General features: G+C 58.0%; 16 protein-coding genes and 3 pseudogenes. 8 read left to right on the top strand and 11 right to left on the bottom strand.

From position 1 onward, the window contains the following. Positions 1 to 14 precede the first annotated feature (14 nt). The 3 genes and pseudogenes from PMI09_RS26470 (at position 15) to PMI09_RS26460 (ending at position 2,021) form a co-directional block, all read left to right on the top strand. Positions 15 to 258: pseudogene (locus PMI09_RS26470) on the top strand (type II toxin-antitoxin system prevent-host-death family antitoxin). Next, positions 258 to 656, top strand: a pseudogene (locus tag PMI09_RS26465) (type II toxin-antitoxin system VapC family toxin). Before PMI09_RS26470 ends, PMI09_RS26465 begins: the two co-directional pseudogenes overlap by 1 nt. Positions 657 to 1,088: 432 nt before the next feature. After that, the gene (locus PMI09_RS26460; RefSeq protein ID WP_007801593.1) at positions 1,089 to 2,021 is read left to right on the top strand and encodes a glycosyltransferase family 2 protein; all 933 of its coding nucleotides are present in this window, start codon (positions 1,089 to 1,091) and stop codon (positions 2,019 to 2,021) included. A 6-nt stretch (positions 2,022 to 2,027) separates the two neighbouring features. Here the strand turns inward: PMI09_RS26460 and PMI09_RS26455 are convergent, their stop codons facing one another. Both PMI09_RS26455 and PMI09_RS26450 read right to left on the bottom strand, forming a co-directional pair. Next, positions 2,028 to 2,888, bottom strand: coding sequence for a DUF6492 family protein (locus PMI09_RS26455; protein ID WP_007801590.1), 861 nt, complete (start codon positions 2,886 to 2,888; stop codon positions 2,028 to 2,030). A gap of 17 nt (positions 2,889 to 2,905) precedes the next feature. Further along, on the bottom strand, positions 2,906 to 3,685 hold the full coding sequence (locus PMI09_RS26450) for a WecB/TagA/CpsF family glycosyltransferase (RefSeq protein ID WP_007801588.1): 780 nt from the start codon (positions 3,683 to 3,685) through the stop codon (positions 2,906 to 2,908). Between the two features lie 266 nt (positions 3,686 to 3,951). Between PMI09_RS26450 and PMI09_RS26445 the strand changes: the two genes are divergently transcribed. After that, a complete protein-coding gene (locus tag PMI09_RS26445; protein WP_007801586.1) occupies positions 3,952 to 5,034 on the top strand; it encodes a glycosyltransferase in 1,083 nt (360 codons plus the stop codon). Between the two features lie 109 nt (positions 5,035 to 5,143). Continuing rightward, the gene (locus tag PMI09_RS26440; RefSeq protein ID WP_037084232.1) at positions 5,144 to 5,356 is read left to right on the top strand and encodes a hypothetical protein; all 213 of its coding nucleotides are present in this window, start codon (positions 5,144 to 5,146) and stop codon (positions 5,354 to 5,356) included. A gap of 189 nt (positions 5,357 to 5,545) precedes the next feature. On the opposite strand, the gene PMI09_RS26435 is transcribed toward PMI09_RS26440, so the two are convergent. The 3 genes from PMI09_RS26435 to PMI09_RS26425 form a co-directional block, all read right to left on the bottom strand. Further along, a complete protein-coding gene (locus PMI09_RS26435) occupies positions 5,546 to 7,330 on the bottom strand; it encodes an ABC transporter ATP-binding protein (RefSeq protein ID WP_007801582.1) in 1,785 nt (594 codons plus the stop codon). Positions 7,331 to 7,394: 64 nt separating this feature from the next. Beyond that, positions 7,395 to 8,498 carry a glycosyltransferase family 2 protein gene (locus PMI09_RS26430; protein ID WP_007801580.1) on the bottom strand — a complete coding sequence of 368 codons (1,104 nt, stop codon included), beginning with the start codon at positions 8,496 to 8,498 and terminating at the stop codon, positions 7,395 to 7,397. 3 nt (positions 8,499 to 8,501) lie between these two features. Then, positions 8,502 to 9,668, bottom strand: a complete 1,167-nt coding sequence (locus PMI09_RS26425; RefSeq protein ID WP_007801578.1) for an acyltransferase family protein — start codon at positions 9,666 to 9,668, stop codon at positions 8,502 to 8,504. Positions 9,669 to 10,268: 600 nt separating this feature from the next. Here PMI09_RS26425 and PMI09_RS26420 point away from each other — a divergent pair. Then, complete coding sequence (locus tag PMI09_RS26420) at positions 10,269 to 11,498, top strand: HlyD family secretion protein (RefSeq protein WP_007801576.1); 1,230 nt, start codon at positions 10,269 to 10,271, stop codon at positions 11,496 to 11,498. Continuing rightward, positions 11,480 to 13,474: a glycosyltransferase gene (locus PMI09_RS26415; RefSeq protein ID WP_007801574.1), complete on the top strand. Its 1,995-nt coding sequence runs from the start codon at positions 11,480 to 11,482 to the stop codon at positions 13,472 to 13,474. The genes PMI09_RS26420 and PMI09_RS26415 overlap by 19 nt, the downstream gene beginning before the upstream one ends. A 51-nt stretch (positions 13,475 to 13,525) precedes the next feature. Here the strand turns inward: PMI09_RS26415 and PMI09_RS30735 are convergent. Further along, a pseudogene (locus PMI09_RS30735) lies at positions 13,526 to 13,846 on the bottom strand (RES domain-containing protein); the annotation flags it as partial. Between the two features lie 246 nt (positions 13,847 to 14,092). Between PMI09_RS30735 and PMI09_RS26405 the strand changes: the two are divergent. Beyond that, positions 14,093 to 15,247: an MFS transporter gene (locus tag PMI09_RS26405; RefSeq protein WP_007801568.1), complete on the top strand. Its 1,155-nt coding sequence runs from the start codon at positions 14,093 to 14,095 to the stop codon at positions 15,245 to 15,247. A gap of 446 nt (positions 15,248 to 15,693) precedes the next feature. On the opposite strand, the gene PMI09_RS26400 is transcribed toward PMI09_RS26405, so the two are convergent. From PMI09_RS26400 to PMI09_RS26380, 5 genes are all read right to left on the bottom strand, one after another. Next, a complete protein-coding gene (locus tag PMI09_RS26400; RefSeq protein WP_007801566.1) occupies positions 15,694 to 15,840 on the bottom strand; it encodes a DUF1127 domain-containing protein in 147 nt (48 codons plus the stop codon). 313 nt (positions 15,841 to 16,153) lie between these two features. Continuing rightward, positions 16,154 to 16,945, bottom strand: coding sequence for an amino acid ABC transporter ATP-binding protein (locus PMI09_RS26395; RefSeq protein WP_007801564.1), 792 nt, complete (start codon positions 16,943 to 16,945; stop codon positions 16,154 to 16,156). Next, positions 16,942 to 17,610 (bottom strand): amino acid ABC transporter permease, encoded by a 669-nt coding sequence (locus PMI09_RS26390; RefSeq protein ID WP_007801562.1) that lies wholly within the window; start codon positions 17,608 to 17,610, stop codon positions 16,942 to 16,944. The genes PMI09_RS26395 and PMI09_RS26390 overlap by 4 nt, the downstream gene beginning before the upstream one ends. Beyond that, entirely contained in the window at positions 17,607 to 18,248 is a 642-nt protein-coding gene (locus PMI09_RS26385; RefSeq protein WP_007801560.1) for an amino acid ABC transporter permease, read from the bottom strand. Before PMI09_RS26385 ends, PMI09_RS26390 begins: the two co-directional genes overlap by 4 nt. A 92-nt stretch (positions 18,249 to 18,340) precedes the next feature. Then, the gene (locus PMI09_RS26380) at positions 18,341 to 19,168 is read right to left on the bottom strand and encodes a transporter substrate-binding domain-containing protein (protein WP_037084241.1); all 828 of its coding nucleotides are present in this window, start codon (positions 19,166 to 19,168) and stop codon (positions 18,341 to 18,343) included. Between the last annotated feature and the right edge of the window lie 61 nt (positions 19,169 to 19,229).

Raw genomic sequence — 19,229 nt, 5'->3', positions numbered from 1 at the left:
ATTGGAGCATTCGGATGGAATGGCAGCTGCAGGACGCCAAGAACCAATTCTCGAAGGCAGAAGGCACGCCACGAAGGGCCACAGATTGTCACGCTGCCCGGCGAGCGCACGGCCGTGGTGCTATCCGCCCAGGACCATGACGCTTTGCGCGCCGGCCGGCCGACGTTGATCGACGATCTACTCGGTGGTCCGGCTTGGGACGATGAGCTCGCCGATGGGGTCGAAGCCCGCGCCAAGATCCGCGGCGTCGCCTTCTGATGTATTTGGTTGACACCAACATTGTCTCGCAGGCACCCCGCAAGCGATGTCCTGGCTGCGCTCGGTCGACCCGCTCAGCATCCATCTGAATGCGCTGACCCTCGGCGAAATCATGCGCGGCATTGCGCTGAAACAGAAGTCGGATCCCAACGCCGCCGCTTTATCTCACCGAATGGCTGCGCAAGCTGCGCCACGACCATGGCGACCGCATCCTGCCGGTGACCGACCAGATCGCCGTCGAATGGGGCCGCATCGCCACGATCCGACCGCGTGGTGACGTCGACGGGTTGATCGCCGCGACCGCGATCGTCCACGACCTGATCCTGATCACACGCAACGTCAAGGACTTCGAAGACACGGACGCATCTGTGATCAATCCGTGGGAGACACCGGCGTGAGCAGTTCAGTCTCGGGCTCCGATTGGATGACGCATTCTTCTGGGGTGGCATAAGGCATTCAGCGCCATCTATCGCAATCTGCTAAAGGATGTGCAGCTTTCAAGAGAACGCTTTGTGCTCTATTCGCATTGGCACAAGTCTCTCTGCGAAGAACAAATTATCGCCCAAGGCGGCGAGGCATATCTGCCGCAATAAGCGACAACCGTTGACCTGCAACAGAGTCCCGAAACCGAGCCCTCCCTGGCACTGAAGGCGAGCATCGGTCCCACGCGCATGATCGACGCAATGGCCCTTGGAAAGGCACGTTAACCTCATCCTCAGCCGTCAATTGTAGAATGCTCGCCAGCCATTTACAGCTTCACTGCCGATCGTCGGCGAAGTTGCCCTGCACGGTAACGGCAACAATCTTCTGTGCCGATTGAGGTTTGGACGATGCAAGAAAGCAAAGGATCTATTGAGGTCGTCGTCTGCATCCCGACGTTCCGTCGGCCGGCATGGCTTGCACGCACGCTGACATCCTTGGCCGATCAGGTCACCGATTTCCCCTTTGCTATCGTCGTTGTCGATAACGACGCAGCCAACCCGACCGGCGCATGCTATGCCCGCGAATTTCTCGCCAAGGCAGATCGGCCATTCCTGGTTCTGACGGAAGAGCGACAGGGCAATTGCTACGCCATCAACCGTGCATTCGCCGAGGCAATGGCGGCGTTTCCGGAGGCCGAATTTCTCCTCATGATTGATGACGACGAAATGGCCCTGCCCGGCTGGCTTGCCGCGATCGTCGGTACGGCCAAACGCGAGAGCGCCGACATCGTCGGAGGACCTGTGGTCCGAGAGTTCGAAGTACCGGTGTCCGACGCTGTCACCCAGCATCTACTCTTCGGCTCGATAGAGGGCTCGACACGGGCAATCGATCAGATCCACGGCTCCGGCAACTGCCTGATCCGCCGGCGGGTATTTGCCGGTCTTGCATCGCCGCTCTTCGATGTCCGCTTCAATTTTCTCGGCGGCGGCGATATGGAATTCTTCACCAGATGCCGCAAAGCCGGCTTCAAGACCTGGTGGTGCGCAGAGGCAGTAATCCGCGAATTCGTACCGGAGGAGCGCGTATCAGCCCGCTTCCTGATGACGCGCTCGCTACGTACCGGGAGCATCAACTATGTCATCGATCGGATCCACAGCACATCGGCGACACGTGTTCTCGCAAAGAACGCTCTCAGTCTGGGCGCCGGTTGCCTGCGATCGATAGCGTTGTTCCTGCAAACCCGGCGGCTGCTGCCGGCAAGCCATCCGCTGCTGGTGTCGCTCGGCCGTACATTGGCGAGCCTCGGGTTCCTGCCGACCCCTTATCGGGCCAACAACTAGATTGCGTTAGCCAAGAGCAACCTCGCGGATCACCTCGATTGGCGTGCGCGTATGCGACTGAATGGCAATCGTCGTCTGACCGGGCTTCAACCCATTCATGAATGCCTCCAACCCGGCCGCGTCGAGAGCCGGCCCCTCCCAGTAGGTCAGGCACGGGCTTTGCGCGACACGTTCGTGCCGCTCGGCAAGTTCAGAGTCATTGGTCACCGCGACGCCATAAATCAGGTACTCTGAAAAATGCCTCATGCGGGCAAGCGCGTGCCACCAGGCAAGGCCGCTTGCGCCTTCGATGCGCTTCACGACGGTCGCTACCGTCCGCCGCTCCCACAGCACCATCTGGCTGATGAAATCATCACCCGGCAGCGCCGGCGCGTTCAGGCCAAGGAGCCGATGGGCATTTTGCCACCAGCGAACGTGGCTTGGCCGGGATGGATTGATATCTCCCGGCGCAACATAGTGCGCGAGCTTCGGTGTTGATGCGATCACACTCAGGTCGAGCGGACGGCAGAAGCAATTGTCGGAATCGATGCACATCACGCGCTCGCTCGGTTGCGCCAGCGTCATGGCGATCTTGCGCATCTGCTGCAGGTGCCAACCATAGATGGGCAGGCGAAGGTGTGGTCCCCACCAGTAGCGCCGTCCACGCCACTTTGGCAGTGACCAGAGTGACGGAAGTAGAGTGGACGAAACGATGACGTGGCGCCTTTCTCCTTCGAAGGAGGCGAAGGCTTCGGCGTCCTCATCGCCGATCACGATGTAGTGCATATCGTAGCCACTAACGTATCGATCGATCGAGTCGCAGAGAAGACGGCAGCTCTCCAGGTCGCCACGATAGCTCGGTGTGATGAGCGAAATTGAAGAGCCCATGGGACCGTCGTTCCCGATCAACGACCTGCAGAAAGAGCCCGCAGCGAATGCCGGAGCATCGCATAGATCGCAACCGGATTGGTTGTCAGATAGCGCTTTGCCAGTCGACGCGGTTCGAGGATCATGCGATACAGCCACTCAAGGCCCATTCGCTGCATCCATTGGGGTGCGCGGCTCTTGTTTCCGGCCAGGAAGTCGAACAGGCCGCCAGAGGTCTTGATCAAACCGACATTGTGCAGCCTGTTGATGTTACGAACGACGAATTGCTGCTCCAGCGGCACGCCGAATCCGATCCAGAGGATATCCGGAGCGGCCGCGTTGATTGCCTCGACGACCGCATCTTCCTCGGCACGGTCGAAGTAGCCGTTACGCCGCCCGGCAAAACGAAGCCCAGGGTAGGCCTTGGCCATATTCTCGACCGCTCGGGCATTCACCTCTTCGCTGGCGCCAAGGAAATAGAAGCTGACGCCGACCTGCGCCGCGCGCTCGGCGACGGCATGCACGAGATCGGTTGTGGCAACGCGCTCCGGCAAGGGTTTGCTGGAAGAAAGCCTGGAAAAGAGCACGACCGACATGCCGTCGGCATGGATCTGGTCGGCCTGACGCGTCATCGAGCGAAAGTTGGCATCGTGCTCGCAGAGCGCGATCACCTGACCGTTCGCCGAGGTGGAGTAGAAAGGACGCCCACCGGCGCCCCTACGCTCGAGCGCCAACCGAATGAAGGCGTCCGCAGAGTCCTCCATGCCGGCCCGCACGATCGGCAGGCTTCCAAGCCGGCTCGTCGGCCATTCATTCATCGAATAACTCAGACGCGCTGACGCACTACTAGGCCTTGCCATTCACGCACCTTCGAAACAGGCATCGGTTCAAGCCCGATCAATAGCTGTTTCGACGGACGGTCGCTGTAAAACCTCACGCTATAGTTAATCCCCGCTGCACACGTGATGGTCGCAGGCGCTCCTGCTGAAGACACGCCAAACATTGAACCTGAAATTGTAAGCCGACCTTTACGAAAAGGCGGTATCAACGCGGTGTGGCCGCCCGCCCGTTCAGAAGGTTCGATATGCCGAAACGTCGCTATCTCGCACTCGTCTCCGACGCCGCCCAAACCTGCGGTGTCGAGGAATTTGCGCGGCAGAGCGCAGTGCGCCTCGGTGAGCGGGCTCATCAGCATGTGTTGGACGGCGATATTCGCCGACTGACGTCAGCACTTGCTGATGTGGAGGCCGCCATCCTCAACTTTCCCGTTGTGGCCTGGAAGAGGAAGCTGGCCGAACCAGTTGTCGCAGCGCTCACCACCCGGCTGCATCGCAAGCAGCTTGTCGTGGTCCTTCACGAATGGGGCGCACTCGATTGGAAGCGCCGCCTGGTATTGGCCCCGGTGGTGATGCTCGCAACCCGGATCTTGTTTTCAGCGCCTGAAGTCGCTGCCGAATTTTCCAGAAGTCCACTGTCAGCTCTGTCAACCGGCCAGCGGGGGGTCATTCCCATCCCGCCGAATCTTGTTTTGCCGACTGCGCTGCATGACGGCTCTGTCGCCCGGACACTAGCAAAACAGCGCAAGGCCGGGCGCATCATCCTTGGACAATTCGGCTCAATCTATCCCAAGAAGCAATCGACGGCCGTTCTGGAGATTGCCGCGCGCCTATTGGCACTTGGTCACGATGTCGGCGTCGTGTTCGTCGGATCATTCATCCGCGGCACCGACAATGTGGAGCGCGACTTTTATGCGCTCTCAGACAAGCTTGGCATCTCGGGTCGGGTCGTCGTGACCGGCTACGTTGCCGGAGCCGAGGAACTCTTCGGTATTTTCAAGCAGGTCGACGTCTTCTGCTATCTCTTCTCGGAGGGACTGACAGCGCGTCGAGCAAGCGTGCTGGCGGCAAGCTTTTCTGGAAAGCCTGTCGTCGTCAACGGGCCGCAGCGGCGCGACGCCCTCTCCCACCATAGCCTCTTCCGCAAGCTGGTCGACGGCGGCACGATACGCCTGGTCGACACCCATGCCGACGCACACACCATGGCCGAGGCCGTGTTGGAAGCGAGCCAAAGTCATGTCGCATCGATCGACGCAAACGCGGAGGTCGACACCTTGTGGAGCACCGTCATCGCGGCACTTGATGACGAGCTGGCGGCCACGCGTTCCTAACGCTCTGCGACGCTATTGCCGCCGGGACCGGGAACAATGGGTCGCGATGATCGTTCTTTGAGAAAGCGGCAGATGTGTCGCGAGGCCAGATGAAAGGACGTGGTTCGAGATGGAAATGACGGAGGGCCGCCGGATTGCGGAGGAGTATCTCCGGCTCGGCGGGAAGAGACGCGTCAAGATCGACGACAACCAGCAGACTGTTCGGGTATGGGAGGCGGATCCGCCTGCCGCAGAGCAGTTCTGGCATGATCGTGTAGAGGGTTTGGAAGCACGCCGCCGCAGAGAGGTCGAGTTCTTCCTACCGTCGATCAACTCCCCGTAACCCAAGTGGGGAGGCAGAAGGCGACTTCATGGTGGCCTGGACAATCGAGCCCGGCCGGCACAGTGAGGCATTAGCGCAGCTCGTAAAGTCGCCGCGGCGGCGAAGCTGACATTCTTACCTGTCGCGCGCAGCTTACAGGTCAGTTCCGAGACGGATTGCCAGCCCGCAATCGGCTAGGCTTGTGAGGGCTTAAGAAGAAAGCCTATCAAGCTCATAGAGCTGGTCCATGCTCAATGTCGCGATCTCTGCAAAAGGTGTCTGGTTCTTGACGCGGCCACCATGAAGTATGACGACTTCGTCGCAAAACGAGATGGTGCTGCGGTGATGGCTGATAACGATTGTCGTGCGGCGACCGGCTCTCGATTTCAAGGTTTCGACAATCGCTGCCTCGGACAGTCCGTCCATGGCATTCGTGGCCTCGTCCAAAATGAGGATTTCCGGATCGCGCACCAGGGCCCTTGCAAGCGCGATGCGCTGTCGTTGACCTGCCGAAACGGTGGCTCCCCTGTAACCAACGACGGTCTCGTATCCGTCAGGTAGCTTGTCGATGAACTCGTGCGCCTCGGCAAGTTTGGCTGCGTTCATGGCCTCGGCAAGCGAAGCGCTGTGGCCATAGGTAATGTTTTCCAAAATAGTACCATCAATCAGCTCAAGGTCCTGGCTGGCGAGCGCAATTTGTCTTCGCCACTGAACAGGATCGATATGATTAAGTGGGATGTCGTCGACCAGAATGTTCCCCTCATCGGGCTCAACAAATCGACACAGAAGATTGACGATTGTCGTTTTTCCGGCTCCCGATCGCCCAATGATTGCCGTCGAACGGCCTTTGTGAATGTCGAAGGTCGCGGCGCGCAGCACGACGGGTCGCAAGCCAGAGCCCGGATACTTGAAAGTCACGCCCTCGAATTTGATGTGCTGGCGAAGTCCCTGTACCGGACCATCGCCCTGCGGCGCCTTTGGCTTGTCAGAGGAATCCAGGAGCCATCTGACCTCTTCCAAAGAACCGCTCCAGCCTTGCACCGCGCTCCAGGCCATTTGAAGTGCACGGACATGGGGTTGCAGCCGATAAAGCAAGACTACGAAAGCCACGACAATCGGAAAACTTACGCCCCAAAGCCAGGCGCTGATGACAACAGTCAAAAAGAGAGCTGAATGCAACACCTCTGTCAGTGGTGGCAATACTGCCTGGCGGGACTGCAGAACGAAGCCCGCCTTTCTTACTGCATCTGAAGAGGAATCGAAGATTGCCTGCTCGCGCTGTTCTTGCCCGAAGGCGCGGATGAGGCGCCCGGCGTGCACCAGATGGAGCATCTTGGCAGCGAGTTCGCTGTTGAACGACGTGACGTTGCGGCTCGGGCCTTTGAGGCTGGCGGAGAGCAGCGCGTGAAGAGCCTGGATCAGCACGAGCCCGAGAGCAACGCCAAGTGTCATCTGCCATGAAAGAAGCAAAAGAAAAGCGAGCAGAATGACGACGGCCGATGCGTTTACGATCGTCGCAAGGGTGGTCTGTATTGCATCTGAAGCCCGCCAGGATTCGTTGGAGATGATATTGAGCAGCCGCCCAGGGCTTTCCTGAAGGAAGAATGGGAATCCGATCGTTAGAAGCTGGCTGGCAAGAGAACTTCGCATGGCATGGCCGGCTCTGCCGTAGATCATATTGGTGAGCACGGCGTTTGCGAACGCCAGCACATTCTTTAAGGTGATCAATCCGAGGATCGCGGCGGCAATCGCAATCAACCTTGCCCTGTCGTCCAACCCGGCGCCTACTTGCTGGAAGACCGCTGAGAGCCCGGCCATTCCCGACGGCTCCCTCTCGCCCGCGATGATGCCGAGCATCGGGATAATGAGACCAATGCCGGTGCCTTCGAGGACAGCCGTGCTTAGTCCCAAAACGACGACAACCACGAGCAGGCCGATCTGCCGGCCGAGCGCCTGACGCAATAACCGAAAACTCAACGTCACGAATTCTAGCATGGTGGCTGTGACCTCACCGAGTGATGGGCGCGTACGCGCGCGAATTCGCGATATTCTCCAGCCATCATGCGAGCCCCTGAAGCGGCTCTACAGTTCTGGCTGGCACCGACTGATAGTACCGCGCCATGAGATCCATGCGCCGGGTCGCGCCGTCTGAAAAACGGCACAGCCACGGTGCATAAGTGGCGGAACGAAGGCCGTATCGCTCCCGACGCCGGATGAGCTGCCACTTTCCCGTTAGCGTGAGAAATGCATGTGTGAGCTCGGGTCGTTGCTCGTCAATGATGAGTTGATACAGGAAATAGAAAAAACACAAGGTTCCGTGCGCATAGCTCAAGGATGCCCGGCCTGCTTGCTCGGCGATTTTTCTTTCGATCGTGAGAATGCAATTGGCAGCACGGCGCACCGTCTCAGGGGTGACTGCCACCCCAATGTCATGAAGGGCGCCGGAATCGTCGCAAAGAGACTGCCGTTGGAGGTTCTCGGCGACGATCTTCAGGTGGGTTTGGCGCATTTGCCGCTTGTGCCTGCTTGAAACGCTGTCGCTGTGGATACGATAGGCGACCAGGCTCTCATCGATCATTGCGGCTGGAAATTGTCGCGCAATGCGTCCGAAGAGATCGAAATCCTCGGCATGCACATAGCCTGCGTCATACACCAGCATGTCTTCGGGAATGACGTTGCGGTTATACATCACCGTCGAGTGCAGGAAGATGGTGAAGAACATCGACAATACGTGCCAATCGCCAGTCTGATAGATCGGATTTGGCCGACCGCGGACCACCCGATTGCCAAGAAGCTGGTCGATGCCGGTGCCACTGATTGCGAGCTGAGGCTGCTGGGCAAAGAGGCCGACCTGGCGGGAGAAACGGGATGGGTAGGAAATATCGTCCGCGTCCATTCTGGCGATAAGATCGCCTTTCGCCAAGGCGATGCCCTCGTTCAAAGTCGCAATCAGTCCACGATTTTCCCGCGAGACGATACGGATGCGATCATCGGCATTTCGATACCGTTGGAGGATCTCCAGCGAGCCATCGGTCGACCCGTCGTCAAGCGCGATGATTTCAAAGCGCCTGTAATCCTGGCGTAGAATGCTTTCGAGTGCGGCGGCAACGTGGGGTTCGCCATTATAGACCGGCAGCACGACGGAGATCAGCGGAATAGACATCCTTCAGCTCCCACGTTCATCGCGGTTGGCATAGCTTGGGCGGTAGGCTGAAGCATCACGCTCCCGCTCGTCGGCCTGGCTTCGCCGCATCGACGGTGACACGTGGGTCCTTGCGGAGCTGACATAGGGGAAGTAGCGTTTGAGCTGGTTGAGCGGTTTCTCGAATGCCAGCCAGGAAATTGAAGCCAGCATCAATGTAGCTGTGGTTGCAATCACAAAGCGGCCGGGGCCCTGCTCTGAGACGTTGACCGGGATCCAGGGCTGAGCCTTGACGATCAGCGACAGCACAACTGGATGAAAAAGGTAAACGCCGTAACTCATACGTCCGACGGCGGTCATCGACGGGCGCTCCAAGAAGCGGCCAAATGCTCCGCGCACCCCAGAGGAACAGCATCCGACCAGCACGACGAGTGGTATGACGGGCAAAACCTCCGCACCGATCCACGTCAACCATTCCCCGACGGGTGCCATGGGGACTGACTTCAACCACAGGACGATAGCGGCGGCGGCCGTCAAAGGGACAACGCTCAGCCCAATCCATGCCGGCCAACACTCAGTTCTTCTTCGATGGACTGCGAGAAGGGCGCCGGCCACGAGCGCATCCACCGACGCCGGAGGAAGAAGGTCGCGCGCGAGAGACGGTGTACCTGTAAATGGCCAATAGAAGCGGTAAGTCAGCGAGAAAGCTATGACAGCGACGCAAATCGGTGCCATCAACCGGCGCGGAGCCAGCAGGATGACCAACGGCCAGGCGATATAGAACTGTTCCTCGATGCTCAAGCTCCAAGTGTGACACAAGACCCAGGGCGTCCACTCGTTGCGAAGGGCATACCAGACGTTCGATAGATACAGCGCATGCCACTTGATGCTGCCCCGAGCCCCTTCAAGGTTGACAAACCAAATGAACCCCAACATCGCGAAGTAAGGCGGAAATATGCGTAGCGCGCGGCGGATGTAGAATGCTTTCAGCGCAGCGCCCGACTGATAGCCGACGGAAAAACGCGCATCTAACAGGAGCCGCGTGATCAGGAAGCCGCTAAGGACAAAGAACAACCGTACGCCGAGATGACCCAGAACCGATCCATCTACCGCGAAAAAATGGTGGTAGAGGACCATCGAGACGGCGACAGTCCTTAGTCCGTCCAGTTGCCGGTCGCGTGCAAGAGACATGGATCCCCTCAGCCTATTGGGACACACTCCTTGCAGAGCACTTCCCGATGGCATTCTTGCAGCCGGTTCTGCTGCTGATTGTTCCGTCCCGGACGGGACGGACTGAAGTATCGACGCAGGCACGAAAAATTCTGGTGGAATCGGGCCAAACTGTGACCTTGGCGCGCGATCAGACTTTAGTCCGATGCCGCGCCAAGAGCGGGTCAAACATATTTGAGCGCTCTATGGCGGGCAGGATGACATTCTTCTGGTCATGGGCTCCCTCTCATGCAGGCGGTGCAAGACGTGATCTAAAATGCACTGAGAGTTTGCCTGACAATGGCAGGCGAGTTCCCGATATCGCACCAGAAAGCAGGCTCGCGACTGACTATCACTTCCCATGCAAAACATCAGGCTCCGTTTCAGGACAACCGCAGTTGTGGAATACCGCCAGACCAAAAACATGAGCTTCCTGAACTGTTTATACCCTCGTGAAGCCGGTAGCATAGACCAAATTTACTACCATCCCTTGTCGGAAATTTCACTCGTCCTAACTTAGGAGCGGTACTGTTGAGGCAAAATTGGTTGGTCCCTTCGTCGCTGCCGAGGTCGGATATCAAAATGTTATGGAACCATCGTATAGTCCGAATCACAGTCGGTCTCGTTCTGTTGGTGCTTGCCGCGATTGTTTTTTTACCTGGCCTAACGGGGGTCACCAGTCTTGATGGGACGGTCAACGCGCGTTTTGCCACTGTAAATGCACCAATCGACGGTGCGATTGCGGAAGCGCCAGCGAGAGTGGGCGTCCCAGTGGTCGAAGGACAGCCCCTTCTCAGGATTGTTAACGCCCGAGTGAATCGAGCAACTCTCGCCTCGCTCCGGGCCGAGCACAATGCGGCTCTTGACCGCGCTGCGGCGCTCAGACGGGAGCGCGACGAGCTGATTGCACTTCGCCAGCAACTGTCTACACGATTAGAAGTCTATAAGAGGACGGCGGTCGCCAATCTTGAACGCGAAGTTGAAATCTTACGCAAGCGGGTCGAGGTTTCCCAAGCGCAGGATCTTGTTGCGCAAGTCGATCTCGACCGACGACTGACGCTCGAGTCGAAGGGTATTTTGACGAAAAAGCTCGTCGAATCGGCCCGGGCGGCCGGAGCAGCCACAGGCGGGGAAGTCGAAATCAGCAACCTGACTGTTGAGCAGCTGGAACAGAAGCTCGATGCCGTCCGGCAGGGCATCTTTATCGGCGACGGACAAAACGATGTCCCTTATTCCCGGCAGCGTGAGGACGAAGTGCTCGTTCGGATTAATGATCTCAATACGCGCATAGCGGAAAACGAAACACGCGCAATCGAAGTCGAAAAGCAGATCGCCGAAGAAAGCAACCGGGTTGACAGCCTGGCGTCGGCAACCATCTCCGCTCCATTCGATGGGGTCGTATGGAGTAGCAACATCGTGAATGGCTCGAACGTCCTTTTGAATAATGAGCTAATGCGCGTCCTCGATTGCCGCGAGTTATTCGTGGATATTCTCGTACCCGAGGTCGACTATGACGAAATTTATGTTGGTCGGGCTGCCGAGGTGCGACTTTTCGGGCGCGGCGACGCCTTCAAGGCCGTGGTCCTGTCAGTCAGAGGCAGTTCTGCCATTATCGAGAAAGACGCCTTTGCGGCCAATCAGCCTGTGACGACGGCGCGTAGCGCTCGTATCCGGCTTAGTCTTGCTGCCTCCACCCTCAATACCGATTTTGCGAATTTCTGTCAGGTTGGACGCTCGGTGCAGGTGCGCCTGTCTAAGCACAATGTCGGTTTCAAAAAATGGATCGAAAGCCTGTGGTTCAGCATCTCGTAGCGCTGGCGCCGACCTTTCTCGTCCTTGCCTTCTTTTTTCTTGGACCTTTCAATTGGTCGCGTTCCCACACCTGGGCTCGGACAATTACGTGTGCTTTCGTGGCCGCGGTCGCACTGCGCTACATGGTGTGGCGATTGGTCGAAACCGTCCTTCCCTTTCCGAATGATGGTCCAGGTTTTTACTGGGTCTGGTTCCTGTTCGTCGTCGAAATTCTGGCCGTTTTTGAGGTCGTGCTGTTTCTGATATTGATGAGCCGAAGCGTCGATCGCAGCGCCGAAGTAGACAGGCTCGCGCAGGCTTTCTTCGACCGAGACGAAGATGAGCTCCCAACGGTCGATATATTTATCCCCACCTACAACGAACCCCTCGATGTCCTGGAAAGGACCATTATCGGAGCACTATCGCTCGACTATCCGGCCCACAAGGTAAAGGTTTTTGTCCTCGATGATCAGCGTCGGGACTGGCTCAAGGCCTATTGCGAAGCAAGGGGAGCAATCCACGTCACGAGACCCGACAACAGCCATGCCAAAGCGGGCAATATGAACAACGGTCTGAAGGTGAGCTCGGGCGACTTTGTTGCAATCTTTGATGCGGACTTCGTGCCCTACCGGCATTTCCTGCGCCGGACGCTACCTTTCTTTTCCGATGAAAGCATTGGGATCGTCCAAACACCGCAGCATTTCTTCAATACCGATCCAGTCCAGTCAAACCTCGGCCTGGAAAACATCTGGCCGGATGAGCAGCGACTGTTCTTCGACGAAATCGCGCCAAGCAGAGATGTCTGGGACGTAAGCTTCTGTTGCGGATCGTGTTCGATCGCGCGACGCAAGGCAATCGACGTGATCGGCGGCTTTCCCACCGAGTCCATCACTGAAGACCTATTGACCACGCTTGCCATGCTTAACAGGGGTTACAAGACACGCTACTTGAACGAGCGGTTGTCGATGGGGTTGGCGGCGGAGAATCTGACCGGCTATTTCGTGCAGCGTGAGCGGTGGTGCCGGGGCGGCATTCAGACGCTCTATCTGCACAACGGGCCCTTGCGCGGGCCAGGTTTGTCGCTCTTTCAGCGGGTCATGTTCCTGCCCATTTCGTGGCTGGTACAATATTTGGTCCGATTCACCATATTGGTCGTTCCGATAATCTATCTATGGTTCGGCGTGCTGCCGCTCTACTTCACCAGTGCGGCTGACTATGTGTCCCACCAGGTGCCGCTGCTGGCCGCTTATTTTCTCTTGATGCTCTGGATAACACCGACGCGATATTTGCCGCTGATCTCAAGCGCGGTCGGTGCCTTCGCCACGTTTCGTATGCTGCCAACTGTTATTTCGAGCGTGGTGCGTCCGTTCGGCAAGCCGTTCAGGGTCACCCCGAAGGGTAGCGGCAACGAAGTTGGTGGATTCGACGGATACAGTTTGGCCTGGATCGCCAGTTTGATCGCGATCACGGCTCTTGGCTTGCTCATCAACGTCGTGCCGGAGACCTCGCACGTCACGGGGCAGTTCTCGCCGGTCGCTGCTTGCTGGTCGGGGATCAACATTCTCGTGCTCGCCATTGCATCCCTGATCTGCTTCGAGAAGCCAAGACGACTATTCCACGCCTTTAAACTTGACGAGCCTGCAAATGTGGACGGCATTTCCGGTCGCGTCGTCAGTCTTGCGTTGGACAAGGCTGTGGTCAACGTACCGGCAGGAGCCAGTTTGCAGTCAAAAACAGTGACACTGTCTCTTGATGGCTTTGAGCCGTTCAACGCCGAATTGAGACAGGTCACTCAGCGGCGCAGAAGCATAAGCCGTACCGGCGACAAGCAGTCCTATTACCTGCATCTCCATTTCGAGCTGGACGGGCAAGCGCGTGACGAACTGATCGTAAAACTCTACACCGGTCGTTATTCACAGGATGTGCCCGACATCGATAAGGTCGCTGTGTCGGTCAATCTTTTTTTGCGTACGTTCGGGCGAACACGCGGTTTATAGCTGAATTTCACTATGCTGAGCTCCACCCTTCGGCAATTGGGTGCGCCGGCATCACGCTGCCGACGGCGGATGGAGCCTGGTGTCGAGAGCGAAGGTTTCCTGGAACGCGAGCGAATAGAAGCCTGCCGCTTTGCTCCCTATGAACACAAGGTTCCAGCTACGGTTGGAAACGGCACTCGGGATTGCCACGAAACGATGCCGTTGAAGGAGGTCATCACCGAAAGCCTGCTGGCCGGCGCTTGGAATGCCCGGGCGCAGCCAATTGGGATTGGGTACGGTCGCGGGATCGACGACATGCACTTCAGACCTATCGATGATGACGGCTGCCGTGAGTATGTGGGAAACCGTGTCGAGCGCACGAAAGCCCTTATGAAAATCTCCCTCTGCGGTCTAAGGCCCGTGAAGAGGTGGCTGAGATTGCTGACGCGTTCGGGAACCATCCGACATAGGTGAGCGTTAAGTTGACGTACTCTTCCTATAACAATCCCTAGCCCCGCTTCGGTGGGGCTTCCTTTAGCCTTGCAAGCGGCGGACCTCTCGCGAGAAGCGCATTGCCGATATTTGTCGCGCTCAGATAAACATGGCTCGCCCACCCTTTACTATTCTCAGGAGCCACGTATGAAGATTGAGCCGCAGCAGCGCATCTATGTCTGCTTTTTCCTTTTTGCGGTATCGATGGGAGCAATGCTCTCGCGTCTACCCGATCTTCAAGACGCTTTGCAGATCGACAAATCCGAGCTTGGATTAACGCTGATTGGAGCTGCGATTGGCGCTCTCATATCACTGACCTTTTCATCTGCTGTTGTGGCACGCCTTGGCGCGCGCACGACGGCATTCCTCACCGTTCTTGGAACCTCGGGGCTGCTTGCTCTCGTGCCTTGGATGAGTGCAGCACCTTTCGTCTTTGGGCTTCTCCTCTTGGAAGGGCTTCTGGCGGGAGCGCTGGAAATCAATCTTAACGTCGAGATCGATCGCATCGAGGCGCAGCTTGGCCGTGGCGTCATGAATAGGGCTCATGGATTTTGGAGTCTTGGTTTTTTCGTGACCGCCCTGGCTTCCGCTATCGTGCGCCAGGCGGGGCTTTCGGTGCAGCTTCATCTCGCTCTGACATTCACGTTCGTTCTCCTGATTGGAACGATGGTCATCGCGGGCATGCGTAATGCCCCAGCCCGTCCAACGCTCGAACACGCTGATGCAGGGCACATTGCGCTTCCGACGCTTGGGCTGCTTCCGCTGTGCATCATCGGCATCGCAGCGTTTCTTGTCGAAGGTGCAGGGATTGATTGGTCGGCGATCTATATGCGCGACGTCTTTAGCGCGGAACCGTTTGTCGGAGGGCTGGGTCTCACGCTCTTCACGTTTTTCATGGCTCTAACACGGTTGTTCGCCGACCCGTTTGTCGATCGCTTCGGCTCGCGGACGGTAGCCCTTACTCTGCTTCTCATATCCGCGGCCGGGCTTTGCGCCGTTTGGCTCGCTCCGCACCAATATGCTGCCCTTGCGGGGTTCGCACTCATGGGTGGGGGGTGTAGTGCGGTCTATCCGCTCGCTGTCTCGGCGGCGGCACAACGCGCGGATCGAGCCGCTTATCTCAACGTCGCAGCACTCGGCCAAATGTCGTTCGTCGTGTTTTTCCTTGCTCCTCCACTCCTTGGCTTTGTGGCAGAGCACGCCGGCATCCGCACCTCCTATCTTGTGTGCCTGCCGGTGATCTTTTCTGCCGTGGGATGCATCCGATCCCTGCCTTTTTCCCGAAGGATGGTTGCCGCATAGAATGGTGGCGCTCATCCGAACGCCGACAGCCGGTGCTCGAAATTTCAACCGGAGCAGCGACCAATCACAGCGTGAGCGATCCCGGGGCATGGCGATCGGAGCACAAACGAAAAAGCCTGCCGCGGGAGGAGGTGCGGCAGGCTTTTTCTGAAATAACCGAACAGCAGCTGGGAGGAGGAGTGCTGCTGTTCCGCAAGCGACCTTGGGAGGAGGATAAGGACGCTTGCCATACAAAGCGCTGCGGGAGGAGGTGCATCGCTTCGATGAATAGACTTTTACACCTTTTCCGCCCAAATGACAGGCATGTTTCTGCATGACTGCCATGCGCTATGCGTCTAGCGGTCGGCTCGACAGGCATTCCGAACAGGCCTCATGCCAAAGAAAAAGCGCCCGCCAGAAGACCGGCGGACGCTCGAACAATCGAAAAATTTGGCGCTATGTCCGCCTTAACGGCCAATCGCTGCCCGGGCAACGCTGCGGATATCCGCGCGATCGATGCCGAGATCGAAAAGCTCTCTGGAGCTCATGCGGCCGAGTTCGGAGACCGTCTGACGGTACTTGCGCCAATTGTTGAAAGAGCGTGCTACATTCATGATAAATCCCCTTTCCTGGGCTTTCGAAGCACAGCTGCCAGTCCTTGGCGCTTCGTTTGCTTCGATGGCATCCATATAGGCTCATCGCTGACCCGAGAACAGCATCAAGAGCTCACGCCACCCATGCAACAGGCGCATAGCAGTCTGGTAGCCTTGCGTCCCGCTCGTGCGGCGGCTTTGTGACCTCCACGATGCGATCGCTAGGTCTGGTCGGACCAGCCTTGTCCCAGATAGCACCCAGCCGAGTACTCGATTTTGCGATAGTGTGGACCCTGTTTGTGGAACTCGGTGACCCGCACTTCGTCGTTGCTCTTTAGAGCAACATCGATGCTCCGCGATCAAGGTATGTGTCGAGGAATTGCTCGAGGCGTGCGTTTCTCGGCCTCCTGAATACCTCTTGCGGAGGGCCGGTGAAGACGATCTTGCCATGGTCGAGAAATGCGATCTGCTGCCCGACGGTGGCCGCAAAGCCGATTTCGTGCGAGACGACGACCATCGTCATCCCTTCGGCGGCGAGATCGCGCATGACATTGAGCACTTCGCCGGTCAGTTCCGGGTCGAGGGAGGACGTCGGCTCGTCGAAGAGCATGATCTTCGGCTTGAGGGCAAGAGCACGGGCAATGGCGACGCGCTGTTGTTGCCCACCAGAAAGCTGCGATGGGTAGTGCCCTGCGCGGCTTTCGAGGCCAACTTTCACAAGTTGAGCCATGGCCCGCTCTTCGGCATCCTTGCGATTCATCTTGTGAACGGTCTTCAGCGCCTCGCTGACATTTCCAAGCGCTGTCATATGCGGCCAGAGGTTGAACTGCTGAAACACCATGCCGATCTGCGCACGGATCGCACGGTTTGCGGCTGGCGCAATACGCTCCCGCATGCCCTGTGCATTTTCGGTGAAGCCGAGGACCTCGCCGTTGATCGTGATCGTTCCGGAGGTCGCTTCCTCGAGAAAGGCCATGCAACGAAGAAGCGTGCTCTTGCCCGAGCCTGATGGTCCGATCAGGCAGGAGACCTGTCCCTGCGGGATCTCGAGATCGATGTTCTGGAGAACGGTGGTATCTCCAAACTTCTTGACGAGGTTTTTAACTGCGATTGCAGGGAGGCTCATGCGTTGAAAAACCTGAATCTGTTGAGTTTCGTTTCTACGAGCCGGCCAAGCCGACCGGTGATCTCTACAAGTACCCAGTAGAAGAGTGCGAGCACTGAGAGGGCTTCGACGAAGGCATATTGCTGGGCGCCGATGGCGCTCAGCGTCGCGGTCAGCTCGGGAACGGTGATAATCGAAAGGACAGCCGTCTCCTTCATCAGGAGAACCGCCATATTGAGCGACGGAGGCAGCACGAGCATCGTCATTTCAGGCAGCAGGATGCGTCGGATGATTTGCCCCTGCGTCAGGCCCACGCACTCGCCCGCCTCGATGTGGCCCTTAGGCACGGCCATGAAGCCGGATCGGAAAATTTCACTGTAATAGGCCGCACCATAGATCGAGATGCCGATCAAGCCGGCTGGCAACGGATCGAGCGAAAGGCCGACGAATGGACCACCGTAGTAGACGAGAAAGATCTGGATGAGGAATGGCGTACCGCGCAGCACTGCGACGATAAGGCCAAGCGCCTTGTCGAGCAGCACGCCACCGAAGCGGCGGCCGACAGCGACGAAAAACCCCAGAATGGCGGCGGCGATCGTCCCGACGACCCAGATCAAGACCGTGACGCCGGCACCACTTATGATCGCCGGCAGTTGGTCAAGGATGACGTTGATGTCAAAGGTCATCGCGGCACTCCCGGAAGAGAGCGCTCGATCAGGTCGCCGGCAAGCGCCACGATCCAGTTGATGACGAGATAGATGAGACCCGCAGCCGCAAATATCTGTAGCGGCAGGAAGGTGCTGCCTGCGAGGTCCTGTGCCATCCGCGTCAATTCGATGACCCCGACGACGGAAACCAGCGACGATGCCTTGAGGATGAGGATCGCCTCGTTGACCAGCGCCGGGAAGGTCAGCCTCAGTGCGATTGGCGCCTTGATACGCCGGAAGATCTGACCCGGCGTCAATCCCACCATTTCGGCGGACTCCACGAGACCGATCGGGACGCTTGCAAATCCGCCGCGCATGTTCTCCGCCTGATAAGCCGCCGTGCAAAGCGAAAGGCCGATGATCGCAGCAACGATGCTCGGCACGTTCAGGCCGATCGCGGGCAACATGTTGTAGATCAGGAGCAACTGCACGAGCAGAGGCACGCCGCGGAAGAAACTGATAAAAACTTGTGCGGGAATGACGAATGGCGCCTTCTTCGACAACAGCATGCCGGACAGAAGGATTGCGATCGCAAAGCCGATCAGAATGGAAACGACGCTTAACAGCACCGTATAGATCGACGCGTAGAGAAGCAATTCAAAGAGCTTGATGGACATGTCCGGCTTTTGCCCGCCTGGCTGTCATGGAGGCACAATGGCGTCTTTGATTGCGCCCCTAGGCCGGGGCGCAATCAACGATCGGCCCGCTACTAGAACGCAGGGTCCTTGACGGCGTCGGGCGTGTCGAAGGTCGCGCCGAACCACTTCTTCTGCAGCTCGGCCATGCGGCCGTCAGCCTTGATCTTCAGCAGGGCTGCATCGATGGCGTCCATCAGCGGCGCATGATCGGCATCCTTCAGGCCGATGAAACCGAAGTAGGACTTCTTGCCGAACGGCGGCAGGACGACTTCAAACGTTCCCTCGCGCTGCTTGGCGACGAAGGCGATATTTGGCAGTGAGTTGGCAACACCGGCAATACGGCCGGCCGCGAGATCCGCATAGGATTCGGTGAAGGCCGGGTATTCGCGGATATCTACCTTGGAAGGCAGCGTTGCCGAGAATTCCTTCAGCTGATCGAGTTGCGAAGTGGCCTTGCCGACACCGATCGTCTTGCCGGCCATGTCGTCGGGCTTGCTAATGGTCGCGTCGCCCGCCTTCTTCAGGATCGCGATGGTGGCTTCGGCAATCGGCGGCGTGAAGCGATAGCGCTCCAAACGCTTCTTGGTGATGGTCGCGGGTCCGGCAACCACGTCGAACTTGCCAGCTTCAAGTGCCGGGAACACGCCGTCCCAAGGAAGCGCCACCCATTCGATCTTCACGCCGAGTTCCTTGCCGATTTCCGCAAAAAGATCAACGTTCAAACCAGCATGCTCGCCGGCATCGATAAAATCAAAGGGAGCAAAGGCGGTTTCCGTGCCGACCTTGAGCGTGCCGGCTGCCTTGACGGCCGCAAGCGTATCGGCAGCATGCGCCGACAGGGTCGCTCCCACAAGAAATGCGGCGCCGACGAGGCCCTTAAGCAGTGAACGTGCGATCATGATTGTCATCTCTCCAGTTTCCGCACCCGCCAGGGGTGCGTTCGAGTTCCCGAGTTCAGTC

This window comes from Rhizobium sp. CF122 (genome assembly GCF_000282035.1).
Lineage (GTDB): Bacteria > Pseudomonadota > Alphaproteobacteria > Rhizobiales > Rhizobiaceae > Rhizobium.
This window is presented reverse-complemented; position numbering and strand designations above follow the sequence as displayed.